This is a genomic window from Microcoleus sp. Pol14D4 (assembly GCF_036701245.1).
GTDB lineage: Bacteria > Cyanobacteriota > Cyanobacteriia > Cyanobacteriales > Microcoleaceae > Microcoleus.
Genome location: NZ_JAUBQM010000015.1, coordinates 1 through 18,933, shown reverse-complemented (window position 1 = coordinate 18,933; position 18,933 = coordinate 1). Strand labels below are relative to the sequence as shown.

13 protein-coding genes and 1 tRNA gene are annotated in these 18,933 nt (G+C 47.8%); 7 read left to right on the top strand and 7 right to left on the bottom strand.

The window, feature by feature from the left end; all coding sequences use genetic code 11:
* Nucleotides 1-65 precede the first annotated feature (65 nt).
* The 5 genes from QUA33_RS08480 to QUA33_RS08460 all read right to left on the bottom strand — a co-directional run bounded on the left by QUA33_RS08480 (nt 66) and on the right by QUA33_RS08460 (nt 7,009).
* Nucleotides 66-2,138, bottom strand: coding sequence for a Wzt carbohydrate-binding domain-containing protein (locus tag QUA33_RS08480; RefSeq protein WP_333148035.1), 2,073 nt, complete (start codon nt 2,136-2,138; stop codon nt 66-68).
* Complete coding sequence (locus QUA33_RS08475) at nt 2,139-2,930, bottom strand: ABC transporter permease (protein WP_333148033.1); 792 nt, start codon at nt 2,928-2,930, stop codon at nt 2,139-2,141.
* Complete coding sequence (locus QUA33_RS08470; RefSeq protein WP_333148031.1) at nt 2,927-4,177, bottom strand: glycosyltransferase; 1,251 nt, start codon at nt 4,175-4,177, stop codon at nt 2,927-2,929. Before QUA33_RS08470 ends, QUA33_RS08475 begins: the two co-directional genes overlap by 4 nt.
* Nucleotides 4,178-4,433: 256 nt before the next feature.
* On the bottom strand, nt 4,434-5,744 hold the full coding sequence (locus QUA33_RS08465; RefSeq protein WP_333148029.1) for a glycosyltransferase family 2 protein: 1,311 nt from the start codon (nt 5,742-5,744) through the stop codon (nt 4,434-4,436).
* A 74-nt stretch (nt 5,745-5,818) separates the two neighbouring features.
* A complete protein-coding gene (locus tag QUA33_RS08460; protein WP_333148027.1) occupies nt 5,819-7,009 on the bottom strand; it encodes a glycosyltransferase in 1,191 nt (396 codons plus the stop codon).
* A 1,757-nt stretch (nt 7,010-8,766) separates the two neighbouring features.
* Between QUA33_RS08460 and QUA33_RS08455 the strand changes: the two genes are divergently transcribed.
* Nucleotides 8,767-10,401: an MBL fold metallo-hydrolase gene (locus QUA33_RS08455; protein ID WP_333148127.1), complete on the top strand. Its 1,635-nt coding sequence runs from the start codon at nt 8,767-8,769 to the stop codon at nt 10,399-10,401.
* Between the two features lie 322 nt (nt 10,402-10,723).
* On the opposite strand, the gene QUA33_RS08450 is transcribed toward QUA33_RS08455, so the two are convergent.
* Entirely contained in the window at nt 10,724-11,035 is a 312-nt protein-coding gene (locus tag QUA33_RS08450; protein WP_006633466.1) for a DUF6679 family protein, read from the bottom strand.
* 601 nt (nt 11,036-11,636) lie between these two features.
* On the opposite strand from QUA33_RS08450, the gene QUA33_RS08445 reads away from it, so the two are divergent.
* From QUA33_RS08445 to QUA33_RS08420, 6 genes are all read left to right on the top strand, one after another.
* Complete coding sequence (locus QUA33_RS08445; protein WP_158307982.1) at nt 11,637-11,792, top strand: hypothetical protein; 156 nt, start codon at nt 11,637-11,639, stop codon at nt 11,790-11,792.
* Nucleotides 11,793-11,804: 12 nt separating this feature from the next.
* Nucleotides 11,805-13,883, top strand: a complete 2,079-nt coding sequence (locus tag QUA33_RS08440) for a CapA family protein (RefSeq protein WP_333148025.1) — start codon at nt 11,805-11,807, stop codon at nt 13,881-13,883.
* Between the two features lie 137 nt (nt 13,884-14,020).
* Nucleotides 14,021-14,890 (top strand): aldose epimerase family protein, encoded by an 870-nt coding sequence (locus tag QUA33_RS08435; protein WP_445243226.1) that lies wholly within the window; start codon nt 14,021-14,023, stop codon nt 14,888-14,890.
* A gap of 67 nt (nt 14,891-14,957) precedes the next feature.
* Nucleotides 14,958-15,029 (top strand) — tRNA-Lys (locus QUA33_RS08430).
* Between the two features lie 193 nt (nt 15,030-15,222).
* A complete protein-coding gene (gene fba, locus QUA33_RS08425; protein ID WP_006633469.1) occupies nt 15,223-16,302 on the top strand; it encodes a class II fructose-bisphosphate aldolase in 1,080 nt (359 codons plus the stop codon).
* A gap of 312 nt (nt 16,303-16,614) precedes the next feature.
* A complete protein-coding gene (locus tag QUA33_RS08420; RefSeq protein WP_333148021.1) occupies nt 16,615-17,253 on the top strand; it encodes a type I restriction endonuclease in 639 nt (212 codons plus the stop codon).
* On the opposite strand, the gene QUA33_RS08415 is transcribed toward QUA33_RS08420, so the two are convergent.
* Nucleotides 17,227-18,627 carry an NB-ARC domain-containing protein gene (locus QUA33_RS08415; RefSeq protein WP_333148019.1) on the bottom strand — a complete coding sequence of 467 codons (1,401 nt, stop codon included), beginning with the start codon at nt 18,625-18,627 and terminating at the stop codon, nt 17,227-17,229. The two genes, QUA33_RS08420 and QUA33_RS08415, sit on opposite strands and share 27 nt — an antisense overlap.
* Between the last annotated feature and the right edge of the window lie 306 nt (nt 18,628-18,933).

Genomic DNA, 18,933 nt, shown 5'->3' with positions numbered 1-18,933 from the left:
GGGAGAGAATACAGAGGTAGGATTTATGTTCCTCTGTGCCATCTCTGCGGTTAAAAACTATTTTTCTAACTCCAAGTAAAATCCTGTTTTAACAAATCAGAAAGTTCCTGATTGTAAGGTTTGAAATAATCTGTCAATTGTTGTTCTATTGCTGCTGGTATTTTGCTGTACTCCTCGCTCGTATTAATGTCATATTCTTTACTTGCGATCGCACTAATATCCAAGAAATCTAACACTTGCGAAAAAACTTTATCGGTATTTGCCTCAAAATCTTCGCTTTTGAGAATTAGCAACTGTTCCCTCGGAAAATAATCGAGCCAATTCCTGATTTGTTCAACATAAATTCCTCGTGACAAATAAGAATAATGTTGGTGGTTGAAACTGTAATAACTTTGATCGGTTTTAATTTTTTCAATTTCACCTTTTAGGCGATCGGGTTCTGAAGCGATCGCCTTTTCAAAATTCAGCTTTTCGCAGCCGATCGCCACTTCTAAATGATAGTGCAGCCAAGCTCGTTTGACCGGGTTTCGCAGCATTACAATTAGCTTAACATCCGGGAAACACTTGTAAACCCGCTCTGCCACCAACGGATGATAAATATAGTAACCAGTCATCTCCCACAGCAAAACCTTGTCACCCGCCACACAGCGAGTCAACTGCTTGCTGTACCAATCAACACCCCGCTCAAAATTCAAATCAAAAAACTGAATTTCGCGGGAACCTTCTTTGAGAATTTGCAAGTGATTTGCGAGATAGCCGGATAGAGGTTCCGTGCCGCACTTTTGAGCGCCAATAATTAAAAAGTCTGGTTCCTGCTTATTTTTCAACTGAGTCGAAATCTTGGCATAGGCGGGATTATCCTTATTCAAGGCGTGAACTTTTTCGATTGGTTCGGGTAAATCCGCAACCTGCATTTTGCCATCAAATTCCCAGTGGTAGGGCGGACAAAGAATCGTTTTTTGGCTTACAGTCGATCGCACGTACAGCGGATAAAGATGCCAATGATAATCGTAGGCGTAAGCCAAACTCTTCTCATAAACCCCAGCATTCACGTAATACTGACCGTTGCCTAAATCCAGCCTGTCTAAGTGCAGGCGGATTGTGCCTTTACCTTCCGCCAGCGGCAGCAATCTGCCCATTTGATTAGTATTAGTCTCAAAACAACTTTGACCGTCTTCCCGGCTAATTGTCACGCCAAAAATAGCAGCCGAAATTGGCTTCGGTACAGAATAATGAATTTCCACAGTAATAGAATCGCCACTGTTTATCTCACCATCCGGCAACACTTTAACATCCGTAATTTCTACTTCCAAAGAACCGAAGCGATTGTCATTAATTCGCAGTTGCGAACCCGTAGTCGTCATTTCAGGAGGACGCATGGGAGTGCGTTTTTCGGTGGCTGGGCGCATTTCCGACAAATACTGACCGACTACCACTTCTGGTTCCCCGTAAGCCACGATTTCACCTGATTTCAGCCACAAAGCCCGATCGCACAGTTTATGAATTTGCGCCGCGTTGTGAGAAATCAAAACAATCGCACATCCTTGATTCTTAAACTCCGTGATTCTGTTCAAACATTTATTTTGAAAAGCCACATCACCAACCGACAAATGTTCATCAACTAACAGCACTTCTGGATCGGTGTGAACCGCCACCGAAAAAGCCAGCCGCATTTGCATCCCGGTACTGTAAGTCCGCATCGGACTATCAATAAACTGTTGCAATTCCGCAAATTCAACAATATCATCAAATCGGCGCGCCGCTTCCCGACGAGTCAAACCGGCCACCACCGCACCCACAAACACATTTTCTCGGCCCGTTAAATCCGAGTGAAAACCCGCACCCAAATCCAACAAACCGCCAATTCTGCCATTAACTTCAATAGTTCCTTCTTGAGCCTGGCCGATACCGCCAACAAGTTGCAGCAGCGTCGATTTTCCCGCGCCATTCTTGCCTAGAATTCCCAGCATCTCCCCGGGAGAAACCGTGAAATTGATATCCCGCAGTGCCCAAAAACGCGCCTGCGGTTTCATCTGCCGAAAACCCGCCAAAGCGGCCTGCATAATCGTATAAGGTCGATCGGCAGAGTAGCGGTTGAAACGTTTCCCCAAACCCTTGACAACAATAGCTTGACGCATTTACAATTCCTCCACAAAAGTATTGCTTTGCCGTCTAAAAATTCCCAGTCCGATCGGCAAAAGAGCAGCCACAACCAAGCTAAGAATTAACAGCGCCAGCCAATCCGGCTGCGTACCTTTGAGCAGTATGGCGCGGTAAGCTCCCAGCAGTGGCACCATAGGATTCAACTGATAAAGAGGCTGAAATTGTTTCGGGACGCTGTTGAGGTCGTAGAAAATCGGAGTCAGGTAAAACAGCATCTGCAAAACTACGCCCAAAGTGTGCTGAGTATCCCGAAAAGTGACATTCAAAGCAGCGAGGGGGTAGGCCAAACTGACAGTCAAAATAAACTGAATAGCCATTAGCAGCGGCAACACAAAAAGCACTGCACTCGGCTGAACGCCATCAATTGCCAGAAAGATAATTAACACCGGCAAAGCTAACAGAAAGTGAATTAGCCCCGTCATAGTCGTGACTACCGGCAAAATTGCCGTGGGAAAATTAGGCTGTCTGATTAGCGCTTTATTGTTGGTAATTAATCCCGTTGCTTGAAATAATGCGGTTTGAGACCAACTCCAGATTAACAAACCGCTGAAAGCAAAGGAAGAAAATTTCGGAACGTTAATCGGTACAACAGAACGAAATACAAATGAAAATACAGCTAACTGCAACAGCGGATTGATTAAAGTCCAAGCAATCCCCAAAGTCGATCGCTTGTAAAGTAATTTTATATCGCGATCGACCAACACCCGCAGCAAATCGAAGAAATGAGCGATTTTGCGCCTGTAACCCAGCCTGGGAACACTTCTCATCGCACACCTCCGGCGACTTGCTCAGGTTGCGACTGTAGCTGCTCTTCCGGCTCAATCTCAGCTAACTGCTGCGCCTGCAACTGCGCTTTTCTGTAAGCAAAAGGACTGTCGAGAGATCCTAGTAACTCGCTGACTACCAACTTGCGCGGCAGCAAACCCGGAACCCCCAAGCGGCGCACCAGCCACCAACCAAGCCACTGAAACATAGCAAATTTCCAAATTTCCCAGCGCGGCACAGTGCGGTTGCGATCGCACGTCAGTAAAAAAGCCCCAAAGCTGCGCCCGTTGTCCTGTAACTGCCTGCTCAAAGCCTCGGCGCTGCGTCTGTGCCGATGCCACACAAAAGCTCTCGGCTCATAAAAAGTCGAGTATCCCTTCGCCAGAATCCGATGAAATATCTCAATATCCCCACCACCACAAGTCGCAGTACCCACATCGAGAGCAACGTCAAAATTGCCCACAGCCTCGAAAACTTGCCGCCGGAAAGCCATATTCGCCCCCACGCCGTATTTGCTCGCCCACAGCAACTCCCGCGTCGAGAGCTTGCTACCATCAAATTTAAAACTGTCGAGGTATTGCAGCATTCCCCCGTAGCGGAGTTCAAATTGAATTTGAGCCTCTGTTTCCAGTTCGGCTGCCGCCACTAAACCGCTCACGGCCATAATTTCTGGGTCAGCAAACGCCGAAGCAATACCCCGCAACCAACCGCGATCGGGCCGCACGTCGTCGTCAGTAAAAGCAATAATCTCATGCCGCGCTTCCGCGATCCCGCGATTGCGCGCCCAGTCCAATCCTGGCCGTTCTTCCTTGACGTAGCGTACCGGCGCATCCGCGACTAATTCAGCGGTGCTGCTGCTTGCAGGAGCGTTGTCTATAACGATAATTTCGCGGTGCGGATAGTCGAGGGCGAGCAGAGCTTCCAGAGCGCCTTTGAGCAAATCTGTACGATCGCGCGTGCAGATGACAACGCTAATTGGCGGCAGGTCGCGATCCGCCACTGCTTCAGAAACAGCGCCGAACTGCTCTCCTAAAGTCGATCGCACCAACTCTTTTCCTAACTGATCCACAATTGTTTGTCGCACTCGCTCAGCGGAAATTGTTTGTTCCCAGGGATTGTTGCTAACAGAAGCCCAGCCCAGAAGCCGTCCCCGGTAGCGAACTAAAATCCGAACTCCTTCGTATTGTTCGAGTTGCCTAATCGGATTAATCTGTTCGGTAAACTCAATCTCCATCACTTTTATTGCCATAACTTGCTCCTGAAAATTTTGCAGCGGGCACTAGATAGAAAACTTTTGACTTTGGACTTTTAACTTTGGGGTTGCAATTTTCCAATTTCCCAACTTTTGAGGTTTGAGTTTTTGGTTTCACTTCCCCGAATTCAGTAGATATGAACGAAAAAAAAATCTTCTAGGGGCTAGTTTAGCTAAGCATAACCAGATATAAGCGAGAAGATGAATGCACTCACCTGCCCGAATCATGTAATCTTTATTTGTACCTATTTACTTAGCTCTTAATTGCTAACTCGTAAGTTTCCAAAGCAACTAAAGGTTTTTCTTCAAGCGTTTCAGCAGTGCGGGGCAAACCGTTAACCGCGATCGCCCCAGCCAGCGGTTGAGCAAAGTGAAGCGCCAGAATCGATCGCAAGTGAGCGCCCCGCAGCGGTTCCGCCCCCGCTTGCGGAAAAATATGGCCGACTGTTAGTTGGTCGTAATACAGGTAAACCCCAGCCGGTCGTTCCGCGTCCAGCAGACTTTCTGCCGCTTCCCAACCTTGCTGTAAATCAATGTTAATTTCATATCCGCCCAAATCAGCACGGGCCGGGCCTCCTTGCATAAAACTAGAAATTGCCGATCGACTTTTTAGCTCATCAATTACACCCCGCAAATACCAATAACCGCGCAATTTTGCCCGCAACCACCGCCAAGTTCCCCGCATCCCCAAGCTTTCCAGCAAATCCAGAGATTTCCTGACTCCCACAGCCAGCCAATCCATAACCGCCGGCCAGAAAAACGCGATCGCCACCACAATCTTGTCTACCAAAAAAGCAGGAGTTTCGTAGTCTTTTATTTGCAGCGTCGGTCTGAGTTCCGGGTGTCGGCGGCCGATTAAAACATCAGATCGCCCTTCCTGACGACATCGGCCAAAAGAGCGATCGAGATTATTAGTTTCGTGTTCGTAATGATAGCCCACAGCCTCCCCCGCTACAGCAAAAGGTACACCAGCTTTCAGCAAACGCATCCCAAACTCGTAATCTTCTCCGCCGCAGTTCCCAAAAGCCGAATCAAACCCATCGAGACGAGCAAACAGTTCTGCATCCAAAGAAAGGTTGCCGCTGAGCAAATCTTGATAAGTAAATCTGTGACTAGGTTGGCTCATCTGATAAAACTTCTCTTCCCACCACGATCGCACTTCCACGTCAAAAAACGTAGTTCCTCCGTGCAACTTAGGCGGATAGGGGCCCATGACAGCCGCTCCCGGACGCTCTCGGTGAACCCGCGCATGGCTTTCCACCAAAGGTGGCAGCGCTTCGATATCGTCGTCGAGAAACAGCAGCAATTTCCCGGTAGCCGAAGCCGCTCCCGTATTGCGGGCGATCGAAGCACTCCGGCAATTTACCTCGATCGCCTGCAGTTTAAACGGAGCTTTGTAGTCTTGTAGCATTGCCAAAGTATCGTCAATGCAGCTATCTGCCACTACAATAACTTCCATCAGGTCGATCGGATAAGTCTGCGAGTGCAAAGCATCAAGAGCGCGCCGCAGCGAAGAACTTCGATTGTGGCTAGGAATAATTATGCTAACTGTTAGATTTTCCATATTTACATTACAACAATTAACTTCATCTGCTTTTCATCTCCCTTCATCTGCCGTTAAAAATAATCTAAAAATCTCTATTCATTGCTCCCCTTAATTTTTTGTAACAACTTCCGAGAAGCAAAATAAGCCCTCGGCCCGCTAATGCAGCCCCGGAATTGAGCCCACAGCAAATCCCTCGGAACCGCATCCGGTTGCTTTCGCAAAGAAGCAATTAATTCAGGAATTTGCTTATACCGCAGCCATCCCCAAGCTAATAGAGGCACACTGAATTCTCTGTTGATTACAAACATCCGCGTCCAGAAAGCATAGACTCCGATTCCGTAGCCTTGGAGCGTTTTTCGCAATTCTTCCCAAGTGCGCCGATGGCGGTGCCAGCTCAATGCTCTCGGCTCGTAGACAATGCAGTAGCCCGCGCGCAAAATGCGGGCAAATAGTTCACAGTCTTCGCCGCCCACAGTGGGTGTTCCCGCCCCCAAAGCTTCGTCAAACAGGCCAATGCAGTCGATCGAACTTTTCCGCAAAGCCATACTCGCCGAAACTCCCACAAGATGCACAATCAGAGGATTGCACTGCGCCCCATCAAAAACTCGGCGCTCAAATCCCCGCCCGTGTGGGCTGTACGACTCGAACCATTCTTGCGCTTCGGTTTCCAGTTCCAAGGGCATCACCAGCCCCGTGACGCACATAACTCGCGGGTCGCTAAAATTCCACAAGAGCGATCGCAGCCAGTTCCGATCGGGCACTGCATCGTCATCTGTAAACGCTACGAATTCATGTTTAGCTTCGCGTAAAGCTCGGTTGCGTGCAGCGCTGGAACCCGGTACGTCTTCGCGCACATAGCGGACTTTTGGGTAATTTTTGATTAGTTCCTTGGTAGCGTCCGTGCTGGGACAATTGTCAATTACTAAGTATTCCTGACCCTCGTCTGGGAGCTGCATCAGCGCGTCTAGACAGCGCCGCAAATCTTCCGGGCGATCGCGCGTGCAAACCGCTACTGTGGCGATCGGCATTGCCTGCACAGGCCCGCGTTCGTCCCATGCGAGAGTATCGTAGAGCCAATTTTTCCAAAGGTTTTCCCCCGCAGCGTTCATCAGTGTTTCCCGCAATTGGGAGCCGTCGGCGCGACCTCCGACGAGCGACAATAGAGCTTGGCCGATCGGTTTTCCGTGCAGTCGAATTAAAACCAAGGCTTTGCTGTAACGCTCCTCAACCGTAATTTCTGGCGGGAGTGTGGACATTTCCAGCTCAAGAATAGCTGTTGCCATTTTAGATTTTTGATTTTATATTTTTGATTGCGAAAAAAACCTAGATACTCCGTATATTACCGGATGTATTTTAGGCGAAATTGTTTTAGGGGATAGCAACTTCTCAATTCCCTAGTTGTCGCTCGCCTATTGCGAATCAAACATAAAGCCTCATTTTTGTTATGACTGTTATTTATTTTTACTTTCGATAGCCTGTTGATGTCAACTTTTTGCCTACAGAATATTTTTCCTCGAAAACCTTCGCACTTCCACGCAGGTGTCAATTGCAAGTGTTATTGGCGGTCGGCGCGCTCCTCAGTCTCCCCATTAATACCAAATCTAAAAACCCTATTTTTTGATAAAAACGGGTTTGTGCGATCGCCCCTCATTTCAGCTTTAATTGCTATAGGGTACTATTCTCTAAAACATACCAAACAATTAAACACTAACCACGAGGCTCAGTCAGTTATCGAGAATCTGTGCAAAGCGCAGCAGTCATTTGCTGGTGGCAGTCAAAAAACTGGAATCGGGCAGAACTTCAACGATACTCTTCGAGAACTACGATGTGATGTTTAACTTAAAACCAAGCTATTACACTCTGTTTCAGTCGCCCCGGGTTAGCTGAAAAACAACTCAAAAACTCCACCCCAAATGAAGACCCAGCAATGATAAAAAACCGAAGATTACAGACTGGTTGGAGGCTCATGGACCTGAGATTATTTCTGGCGAGTTAGTGGGATTTGTACAGGATAATTATCTTCCATTGTCGGGGCATTGATGTGGCTACGTTTGGGGTAAAACAAAAAACACCTCGTTTTGTCCCCTAGTCAAGGAGCGGACTAAACAAACCTAATTATGGGCCAGTCAGCCGATTTTAGATTTGAGTTTTGAGACTTCGGCGAGACTTTGGGCGAGCCGTCGAGTCCAGCTCAGTCGCGCTCAGACGTTGGGCGAGCCGTCGAGTCGCCCTCAGTCGAACGATTTGAGTTTACTCCACAGATGAATCTGGAGCTTGAACAAGAGTCTAAAACTTTGGGCTGCTGGCAATTCCTGCCGGAAACTTATATCGGTTTTTGGGGGGGGTCGAAAAGCAATTTAAACTCTCTCCTGGATAGCCAGAAGGTTTGCTTAGAAAAATGTATCAAACTTTTACAAAGAAACCGATCAAACTCATAAAGTCTCTCTCTGCCCTGACAAAAGCAGTTAGCTAGCACAATGCTGATTCTCCGTTTTTCAGATTGGACAATACACGAGCCTCAAAACCCTAAAAATGAAGAATTGTAAAGTTTTATCAAGATCTTTGGACATCTGAATTAAAATCTTCTCATAAAAAAGACTAGCTTTTAGCAGGCGCAAATTGTGGAAAAAAGTTTAAAACTCAGAATATGAGATCGAGTTCGCTACTCTTACCTGGTGCAATAAAATGTAACTTTTGATGCCAGAACCAGTAGCATGAACTTTGTCGAAAGCCGAATGCCCGTCAGGCAAATGCCTTCGGAAAATCACCTTCTTGGCGTGCATCAAATCTTAAGTGCAATTACTTTCCTTGCACGAGAGCCGGAGCCTTCGAGCAAACATTTAGCTCTAGGGCTTACGCACCAGAACTTTGATAAACCGGATTTTTTAACCGGGAGCGGGGGCGGCAACAAAGTGTTTTCGTTCATCAAACCCGGTTTCAGCGTCCGAGACTGAACTCGATCGAATGAATGCAGTCGCAACCAATGTTTAAATGTGGCGATACTGCAAGTTGCGTGCAAAGCAGGGAGCTAACCGCAGTGATGGATCTCGATTGTTTACCTTACGGCGCAGGCCACGCACAGGAAGGGGTCTGTCTGCTAGTGCGAATGGGGCCGCACCGCATTTTACTCGACTGCGGTGTAGAGGATATTGCACCGCTGTCAGCGACACAAAATCGATCGCTGCCAGCCGATTTTGTGGTGTGTACCCACGCCCACTCTGACCATGCCAGAGGTTTGCTAGCACTCCATCAATCTTTCCCCCACTTGCCAATTTACGCCAGCAAAGTGACAGCGCGACTGCTACCGCTCAACTGGCCAGAACTGGCTCAGCAGCCAGAGTCCCGGTTCTGCCAGGGACTGCCATGGCAGTCGCCGCTCGAAGTGCGCCCAGGACTGAGCGTGCAGTTGTTCCCGTCAGGCCATTTGCCCGGAGCGGCGACTGTGCTGCTGACTTATGCCGCGCCGCACCGCACCTACACCGTGGTTTACACCGGCGACTTTTTCCTATCCAATTCTCGTTTGGTGGAAGGTTTGCCCCTGGGAGAACTCAGGGGCATGAAGCCGGATGTGTTAATTTTGGAAGGCAGTTACGGCACGGCGCGCCACCCTCACCGCCGACAACTAGAAAATCAGTTAGCCGATCGCATCCACCGCGCCATCGCCGACGGGTACTCGGTACTGCTGCCCGCGCCGGCCCTTGGTTTGGGCCAAGAAATGCTGATGCTGCTCCGCAGTCACCACTACTTTACTGGCCGCGACTTGGATATTTGGGTGGACGGCACTGTCGCCGACGGGTGCGACGCTTATCTGGAACTGTTACCCCAATTTCCCACCGCCGTCCAAAATTTTGCTCTGCACCAACCTTTGTTTTGGGACGAAAGGGTGAAACCCCGCGTCCGCCGGCTGTCTGCCGAACAACGCCCCGGATTGGGAGCCACGCCCTGTATTGTAATTACAGACAAGTTAGCTGATTTGGCTTTGTATGTTGCCGATGGCACACATCCTTGGATTTTGCTCGCCCCTCAAAAACCAGGATATCCCGTCAGCGACTGGCTGGGCAACAGGCCCGAATCTGGAGTCACAAGTGTCGAAACTTATCTGCTAGCCGAACACTGCGACGGGCCCGGGACGACCCAACTCATCCACAATTTGCGTCCCCAGCACGTAATTTTACTCCACGGTTCCCCTGCATATTTGGCTGACTTGGCTAACTTGGACGAGCTGCGAAACCGCTACCAGTTGCACACTCCGGCGGCCGGAACACTTGTCGAATTGCCGATCGGGGAAATGTTTTTGCAGCCCGCTATCCCAGAAACTAACTATGAGGGAGAACTCAGCGAATTGGGGACAGAGGTAGCAATTAGCTTACCGAGTCCGATTACAGCCGATCCTCGGTGGGCCAATTTTGCCGATACCGGTTTGGTAGAAGCGCGCTGGCAAGGCGAAGAACTTGTACTGCGCGGCATCTCCCAGCGGGAACTGCTTTTTCAAGGCAGCGCCGTTCAGGCAAACCTCGAATGCTGCGGCAATTGTCAGCACTACCGCAGCCAGCGCTGTTGGAACCAGTCCAGTGCTTTGTTTGGCTTTAAAGTTACCCCCGACGGTTACTGTCCCGTATTTAAAGCGATACCGGAGTCGGAACTTTTCCTAGATGGCGAAACAGACGGCGAATAAGCTCTCGGACACCTACAAACCAGCCTGCAGGCCTAGAAAACAAAAGAACAGCCCTGGACGCACCCAGACAAAAAACCCTGTTTCAGCAGGGCTAGGGTGTCGCGCATTGAATTTTTAAACTACTGTGTATTTACGCTGTTGTCCCGTGGGCAGCAGATCCCCCCATCAAGCTTAAATTTAAAGGCAAAATAGCTTATGTGGTCACAACCCAGAATATGTTTGGCCTAAACCGGGTTTTTTGCATAATTTCTCCACAAAAAAGGGAGAAAAGTCGTTTTCTTTTCCCCCAAGTTTTCCTTGTGCCTCAAGCGCGAGCTCAAAACTATTCCAAATTCGAGTCCGGGTAGTGATTGCGAATTTGTTCGGCTTCGGGACAATCGTCAGAAACTAGGGGTTCGCAGTTAGTTCGGGACACCGAAGCCAACTTCTGGGACACAGCTCCAATACTTTCGAGACGCACCATTTCTTCCCAAGAGCTGATTTCGTCTTCTTCGTCGGTTTCGTAGCGCAGCGTGACTAGATCCCCTTCAATATCTAGGATACGAGCGCGCTCTATCCAACGTTGCTGATCTCGAAGAAAAATAGAAACCTCACGACCATCACAACAGAGTTGATAGATTTTGCGCTGTAGCATTTGTCAGTTCTCCTGCGCAGTGTAACTTGCTTAAAATATGGCCTGTTTACCGTAACGTACTTTGGGTTTTACATCGGAAGGCACAGCCGTATGGACTGGCCAGTTTCACGTTTTCCGCAACTTTGGTACCGATGGGAGTTACCAAATTTGATTTTACCACCAAATCTATCTAGTACGCCATTTATCCAATTACAGGTTGTGCAGCCAGTGGCATCCCTCGTGAGAGGCATTTGCCAGCATAGATCGAAGCATTAGGACTTGACAAAGGCACTCGATTAACAGCGACAATAAAAACAGACTCTGCCTCATAAATCTCCCTCTCTTTTGCCTCAAGTCCCCCAGAAATCTATTGTTTCGACGTTTGTTTTATTGTCCGCTAAGGCCTCTTGGCTCAATCTCAAATCTCAAATCTCAAACCGAAAGCTCTAAAGCGACACTCAAACAGCGACAATAAAAACAGACTCTGCCTCATAAATCTCCCTCTCTTGTGCCTCAATTCCCCCAGAAACCTCTTGTTTCGACGTTGGTTCTGGCCCCGATTACCCTCTGTGAACTCAATCTCAAATCTCAAATCTCAAATCTCAAATCTACCGACCTGAGTGTGATAAAAATCACTGACAGCAGGCAGCCCCTAAATGTAGAAAATGGTGGCGGCCAACAACTAGCTTCAAAACGGGCAGCGGAACCTGTGGCGGTTAAGCTAAAAGAATTGCGGTTCCGTTCAAAACAAATTGGAGTCATTGCTCGTGCGTATTAAGGAGGCTAATTGATGGTGTACGCAGAAAATTGGTCGCAGCCGTCTATCTTGGAGCTAGCGCGATCGGGCAACTTTCAAGCCCTCAATTACTGGATTGACAGCTTGCTGCGACCCGAAGGGATTTATGCCCGCGTCGAACAGGCTCAGGCCGGCTGCGTCCAAATCCTCGTAGAATTCCAGCGCGAATTTGCGCCAGATACTACATTACTCGGGAGCAATCTCCGCGAAGGCTTAGTCAAATTTATTTGCCACCAACTCTGGAGACTCAACTCGCCAGCAGTAGAAGGAGTGCGAATTCACGCGCGCTTGGCTGGGGATGCAGACATTCTCTGGAAACAGTCAGTGCGAATTGTCACTCCGGCAAACCGCCAGCGTCGGCGTTACCGTTCCCTACCAGTCGTCGATTGGGTTAAATTTAAAACGTATCGTTCTCTGCTGCTAGTGGGATCGGCACTTGCCTCTTTTATTTTAGGGTGTTGGGTCAGCTACCACGAAGCTCTGACCCTGCAGTTAGTATCTCCAGTATCCGGCTACCAGCAAACTGCGGTAATGTCGGGGCCGCCTCCAAAACGTGCAGATACGGTGCAAGCGGCCTTAGAAGTGGTACCAGTAGTACAGCAAAAGCAAGTTGCTAATCCTTACGACCCAACAGTAACGCTGATGTTCGGAGGAAATGTGAATCTATCGGATGCGCTCGGAGCATCTGCTGCCAACGATCACCAATGGGCTTTCGCCAATATGGACGAGTACCGGCAAGCAGATGTGGCGATGGTTAACCTAGAAAACTCCCTGACTCGCTCTACATTGGGGTCTGGCAAAAAACAATTAAATTTTAAAGCCGATCCAGAATCGGTGAAAGTATTAACAGCCGGAGGAGTGGATATTGTCAATCTGGCAAATAGCCGCGCTATGGATTACGAGGAACCGGGGCTGGTGGAGACGATGAATACTCTAGATAATAGTGGGATTCAACACCTGGGAGCCGGCAGAGATATTAAAGAAGCGAGGCGTCCAGATATTATTGAAGTTAAGGGTCAGCGGATTGCCTACCTCGGTTATTACGATGCCGAGCTTAACGTCGCTGACCAAGGGAAAGCGGGCACTAACCCCCGCCGTAACAATCGCGTGGCCGAGGATATTAAAGCTCTTAGGGGTCAGGTAGACTGGATTATTGTGAATTACCACTGGGGAGTCGAATTGGCAGATTATCCGGGGGACTGGCAGATTGATTTGGCTCGGTTCACGATCGACCAAGGAGCTGATTTGGTAGTGGGACACCATCCCCAGGTGTTGCAAGGTGCAGAAATTTACAAGGGCCGTCCGATAGTTTACTCGCTGGGTAATTTTATATTCGGCGGCAATGCTCGCAGGGATTACGATACCGCAGTCCTGAAAGTATCGCTCAAAGACAGGAATATGAAGGTAGAGTTTCTGCCTGTGGAGGTGAAAAAGTTTCAGCCGAATGTGGTGAAGGGAGCCGCAGCCGATCGCATCCTCAAACGCGTCGAGCAAATTTCTAGTATTTTCGATCGACCGATGCAATCTTCTGTAGTTCTCGATGCCCTAGTCCAGCCAGGAGCGGCATCAAAAACTCCAAATTCTCCATTGCCAGGAGCAGCAAAGAGCGGTACATACCAGCCCGGGCGAGGTTCCGGGGGAACCTCCGGTGAAAGCACTCAGCAAGGGCCCGGACAACCCAAACCTACTTTGATTTTGCCGGCTTTGCCGGCTGCGCCCCAACAGCCGGACAACTCCTCATTTTTCCCGAACGGGACAGGGCCTGCAATTGAGTCAAATCCGCCTCCGAATCAAAATTTGCCGCCGCGCATCTACCCCACTCAACCTCAAAACCCCAGCGGGGAACCAGAGCCGTTTACAAAAGAGCCATTTATCAAAGAACCGTTTATTTCGCCCCCATCTCCTAGTCAAGGAGCAGTGCCGAGTCCCCAAAGCTATCTTCCCCCCACTCGGGCTGTATCTTTTGAAGTCGCACTCAAAAAGCAGCCGGCCTCCGCGATCGTTCCAGCTAACAGCAGCAAACGCTCCAAGCACCGGATCGCCCTGCCTCCTATAGCTGGGAGAATTGGTTAGCCAGTGGGGGTCTGAACAACGAGGAGGCAGGGGGAGGATAAGGGCGGTAATGGGTGAACATCAAGATACTAGCGACCAATTATTAACGACTGATTTACTGACAACCAATGATCAATGACCTACTACCGATGACAAATGTGTTTGCGATCGCGCTCAAGCAAAAGCAGTACAAAACCTATATCCTCTCCGACGAAGCCGCTAACTCTACTCTAGAAGTTGTGCCGGAACGGGGCGGTATTGCCACTAGCTGGCTGGTTGAAGGCAAAGAAATCTTCTATTTGGATGCGGAACGGTTCGCCAATCCCGATCTAACTGTACGTGGCGGGATTCCCATCTTGTTTCCCATCTGCAGCAATCTCCCCGACAATACTTACACGCACAAGGGAGTCGAGCGTCAGCTCAAACAGCACGGCTTTGCTCGAGACTTGCCTTGGACAACAGGCGAACAAGTTACGGAGGGTTGCGCTGCTATTACGCTGATTCTCGACAGCAGCGACAAGACGCTGGCTGTTTATCCCTTTGATTTCCAACTAGCCTTCACTTATCAGATTAAAGGCAATTCTTTGGAAATTTTTCAGCGATATACCAATCTGTCTGCTGAACCGATGCCGTTTTCTAGTGGTTTGCACCCCTACTTTTTGGCGACGGACAAATCTAAGCTGCGCTTTGATATTCCAGGGATGCAGTACAGAGATCAGAACACCCATGAAAAGGGTTACTTCACTGGAGTTTTTGACCCGACGTTGGATGAAATTGATGTTTCCTTTGACGAACTCACTGGTCTTGCTGCTACTGTCACTGACGCGGCGAGCGGCTTGCGGCTCACCCTCAGTTACAACTCCAGCTATGGGAAGTTGGTTTTCTGGATGGTGAAGGGCAAGGATTTTTACTGTTTGGAACCTTGGACTGCTCCTCGAAATGCCCTCAACACTGGCGAACACTTGATGTATTTGCCCCCCGGCGCGACTTGCGAGATGCTGGTTCGCATGACTGCAAATTTTATTTAAAAAACACTTGCTATTTCAAATGAGGGGTGCTACTGTTAGAAATTGTGTGCGGTAACAATGTTTTCGCGGGTCGCTAGCTCAGCGGTAGAGCATTCGGCTTTTAACCGATTGGTCTCGGGTTCAAATCCCGGGCGACCCATAAAAAATTTGTGAGTTAAAAATTTTGAGTTTTGAGCGGAATGCTCGGAACTCAAAATTTTGTTTTTTGAACTTTTAAGTAAATCTGGAAAGATCGTGCGCGATCGGTCGCAAATTGTCTTAATATTATCGTAAGAATTGAGCTTGTCCAAAATTCACTGCCCAAAAATCACAAATAATTAGGAGGAATATCTATGGCGCTTGTACCTATGCGATTGCTGCTCGACCACGCGGCTGAAAATGGTTACGGCCTACCGGCTTACAACGTCAACAACATGGAGCAAATCCAAGCGATCATGCGCGCTGCTGACGAAACCAACAGCCCTGTGATTCTGCAAGCTTCTCGCGGCGCTCGCTCCTACGCTGGCGAAAATTTCCTGCGCCACTTGATTTTGGCAGCAGTTGAAACCTATCCTCACATTCCCATTTCCATGCACCAAGACCACGGCAATGCCCCCGGTACTTGCTATTCTGCCATGCGCCAAGGTTTCACCAGCGTGATGATGGACGGTTCTCTGGAAGCGGATGCTAAGACTCCCGCCAGCTACGAGTACAATGTTCAAGTTACTCGCGATGTGGTGAATGTTGCTCATTCGATCGGCGTTAGCGTTGAAGGCGAACTGGGTTGTTTGGGTTCTCTGGAAACAGGGATGGGCGAAGCAGAAGACGGCCACGGCTTTGAAGGTGCGCTTTCTCACGATCAGTTGCTGACAGATCCCGAACAAGCTGTTGATTTCGTCGAGCAAACCGGCGTTGATGCTCTAGCAGTTGCGATCGGCACTTCTCACGGCGCTTACAAGTTCACTCGCAAGCCGACTGGCGAAATTTTGGCAATCAGCCGCATTGAAGAAATTCACCGCCGCTTGCCGAATACTCACTTGGTAATGCACGGTTCTTCTTCTGTGCCCCAAGAATTGCTGGAAATTATCAACAGCAACGGCGGCAAAATCCGCGAAACCTACGGCGTACCTGTGGAAGAAATCCAAAAGGGTATCAAGTGCGGCGTTCGCAAGATCAATATCGATACTGACAACCGTTTGGCGATTACTGCTGCGGTGCGCGAAGCTTTGTTTGCCAAGCCCGATGAGTTTGATCCCCGCCACTTCTTGAAGCCGTCGATCAAGTATATGCAGAAGGTTTGTAGCGATCGCTATAATTCTTTCGGTTGCGCCGGTCACGGTACAAAGATTAAGCAAGTATCTTTGGACGATTTTGCAGCTAAGTATGCTAAGGGTGAATTGAGCTCTTCTGCTAAGAAAACTGTGGCTGTTTAAGAATTTTAGGTTTTAGATTTTAGTTTTGTCTGAAGTCTAAAGTTAGGATTGCCGGGTAGCTTTGAAGTTGCCCGGTTTTTGTTTATGGACACAAATCAATAGAAGTGATATCAAATCCGGTAGCATAGGAATTATTCATCTCTCTGTTCTCTGACTCTGTGTTCTCTGTGTCCTCTGCGGTTTAATCATTCCAATTAAACCGGAATTCATATGATATTGAAAACTGGGATCGCTATAGCAGTATCCCTATTTTTGCTTACAATGAAGCTAATTTTCCTTGGAAATTCAACCGTTTGAATCAAAGGTGAACGAATGGCAAAGGTTATTGCAGTTACAGAAGCTATTAAAAGCCAAGAGGAGACTGAATCAAGGTTGAATTTGAGCAGAACTGAGAATGAGGCTTTTTTTACAGAGTGGCAAACCCAATTGCCAACTCTCAGCGATTCTGAACAGACTGCTTTGGATACGCTACGACGCAGATTGCTATATCATAGGGCCGATGGAGAATTGTTAGAAGGGGCAGTGACTTTGCTGGTGGCATCACCTTTGTTAGAACTGGCGGGATTCTACGATCCACCTTTCAAGATGAAGGCTGAAGCTGCTATCGAAATTGCGATCGATGATGGGGAAGAAACCCTGCGCGGACGAATTGATATCTTGATTTTGCAGAACCAGCTTTGGGTAATAGTTTTGGAGTGTAAGAAGAGTACGATTTCGACGCGATCGGCATTACCCCAAGCATTAGCATACATGATGGCAAATCCTGATCTGGATAAACCGAGATTTGGTATGTTGACGAATGGCGATGATGTGTTGTTTGTGAAAGTCAAGGCTCAACCTACAGCCGAATACGGGTTATCGCGGGCATTTTCGATTTATACTGTGCGAAGTGAATTGCGATCGGCTTTTCAAGTCTTGAAGCATTTAGGCCAAGGCATCACTGCCGCCTAAGTTACGGTGAAGGTATTGCCTCAGTACAGGTGAAATCGTGTAAAAATTTGCTTGTTGTTCAATCAAGCAGCGCCGCGATAGAGATTGCAGCGCATTTAGCAAATCTGAAGCGGGAATTATCTCATTTTCTAGCAATTTTGCCCGGTTGATTGGCTGGCTTTCTTTCGCTAATAAGGAGATTACTTGTTTTTCTAGTTCGGATAGGCGATCGAACTGCTGCTGTAAAACATCTTTCAAATCTTCCGGCAACAATATAGTATCATTTGGTAATAACTCTGTCACGCCTCCTCCCAAGTCTTGAATCAGATTCGCCACGCTTTTGAACCATAGGGGGTTGCCTTGGTAACGATGAATGAGAGTTTCACTGTTGTCGCTTGCTTCTAACCCGCAATTTCTCAGTATTTCCCGTCCGGCGGCGATGTCTAAACCTTTGAGCTGTAAGGTGCGAATAGATGTATTTTGGCTTTTAACTTGAGTTACTTCTCTCGGTTGTTCCCAACCGATTAACATCAAGCAGCTTTGATGGGATAATTTTTCTATTTGTTTGAATAAAGTGCGATATTCTTCGGATTCTGGTTTATACTTTCCGGCCAATTCGCCGCTACAGAAAAGGTTGTGAACGTCATCTAAGACGATTAAACAGCGATGGTTTTGTAAATACTTAATCAGCGGTAAGCGTTTTTGGTTTGTTGGGGATGAATCTTCTTTTTTGGAATGGGAAAAAAGCTGTATTAGGTTAGATTGAAATTTTTCTAGGGTGGGGAATTCGTCTAGTGTGTACCAAACTGCGTACTCAAACTCGTCTTTAATTTGTTGTACGAGTTGCACTGCTAGGGTGGTTTTGCCGATACCGCTGATGCCGGTGAGGGTGATGAGGCGACAGCGTTGTTGTAGAATCCATGTGGTGAGGGTTTGGAGTTCGAGGGGGCGCGAGTAGAAATCGCCCAACTCCGGCATTTCGCTTAAATCTTGATGTAGAGTTTTAGTTTTTTTTGAGTTAGATGTCTCTTGATTTGGTGGCTGTGAGTTTGGGATATTTGGGGGGTTTCTAGGTTCTCCACAAGAATTAATGCTACCAACTCGAACATTATCTTGTACAGCATTTGAAAATATGGAGACTTCCAATCTCTCCATTGCCGATCGAACATTAGATTTACTAACATCTTCTCCCAACTCTTCTGAAAGTATCTGCCATAATTGCGATCCGACTTGCCTAACATTACTTTCAGAACAGTCAAAGTCTTTGGCTATGTGCTTGTATGTCTCACGTTGTAGAGTTCCCCGCAGTACCGCTGCTTGTAAATCGTCAAGGTGTTGACCCGTTTTCTCGAACACTATGCGATCGGTGAGGGTTAAAACTTCTTTAAGATTCATCCAGCTACCAAGATGTAAGAGTTTTGTATATTATAGCACTTTTATAACAATTTTATACAATTTCATACCAAACGAATTAAAATATAGTAAAAATCTAGAAAACTGTGGACAAAATTGAACCTTTTTTTATGAAAAAATTCTGATTTCTAAGAACATTAGGAGAAATATTAAAAAGTAAATTGAGGGATTAAACGCTTGTCGTTTAATTCCTGTAATAGTGTATTAAACCCAGGGCTATTTCATTCTTGAGAGAAGGGTGATAAGCTGAAGCTATATTCCTTCAAATTGTTTTGAGTAATGACCCAA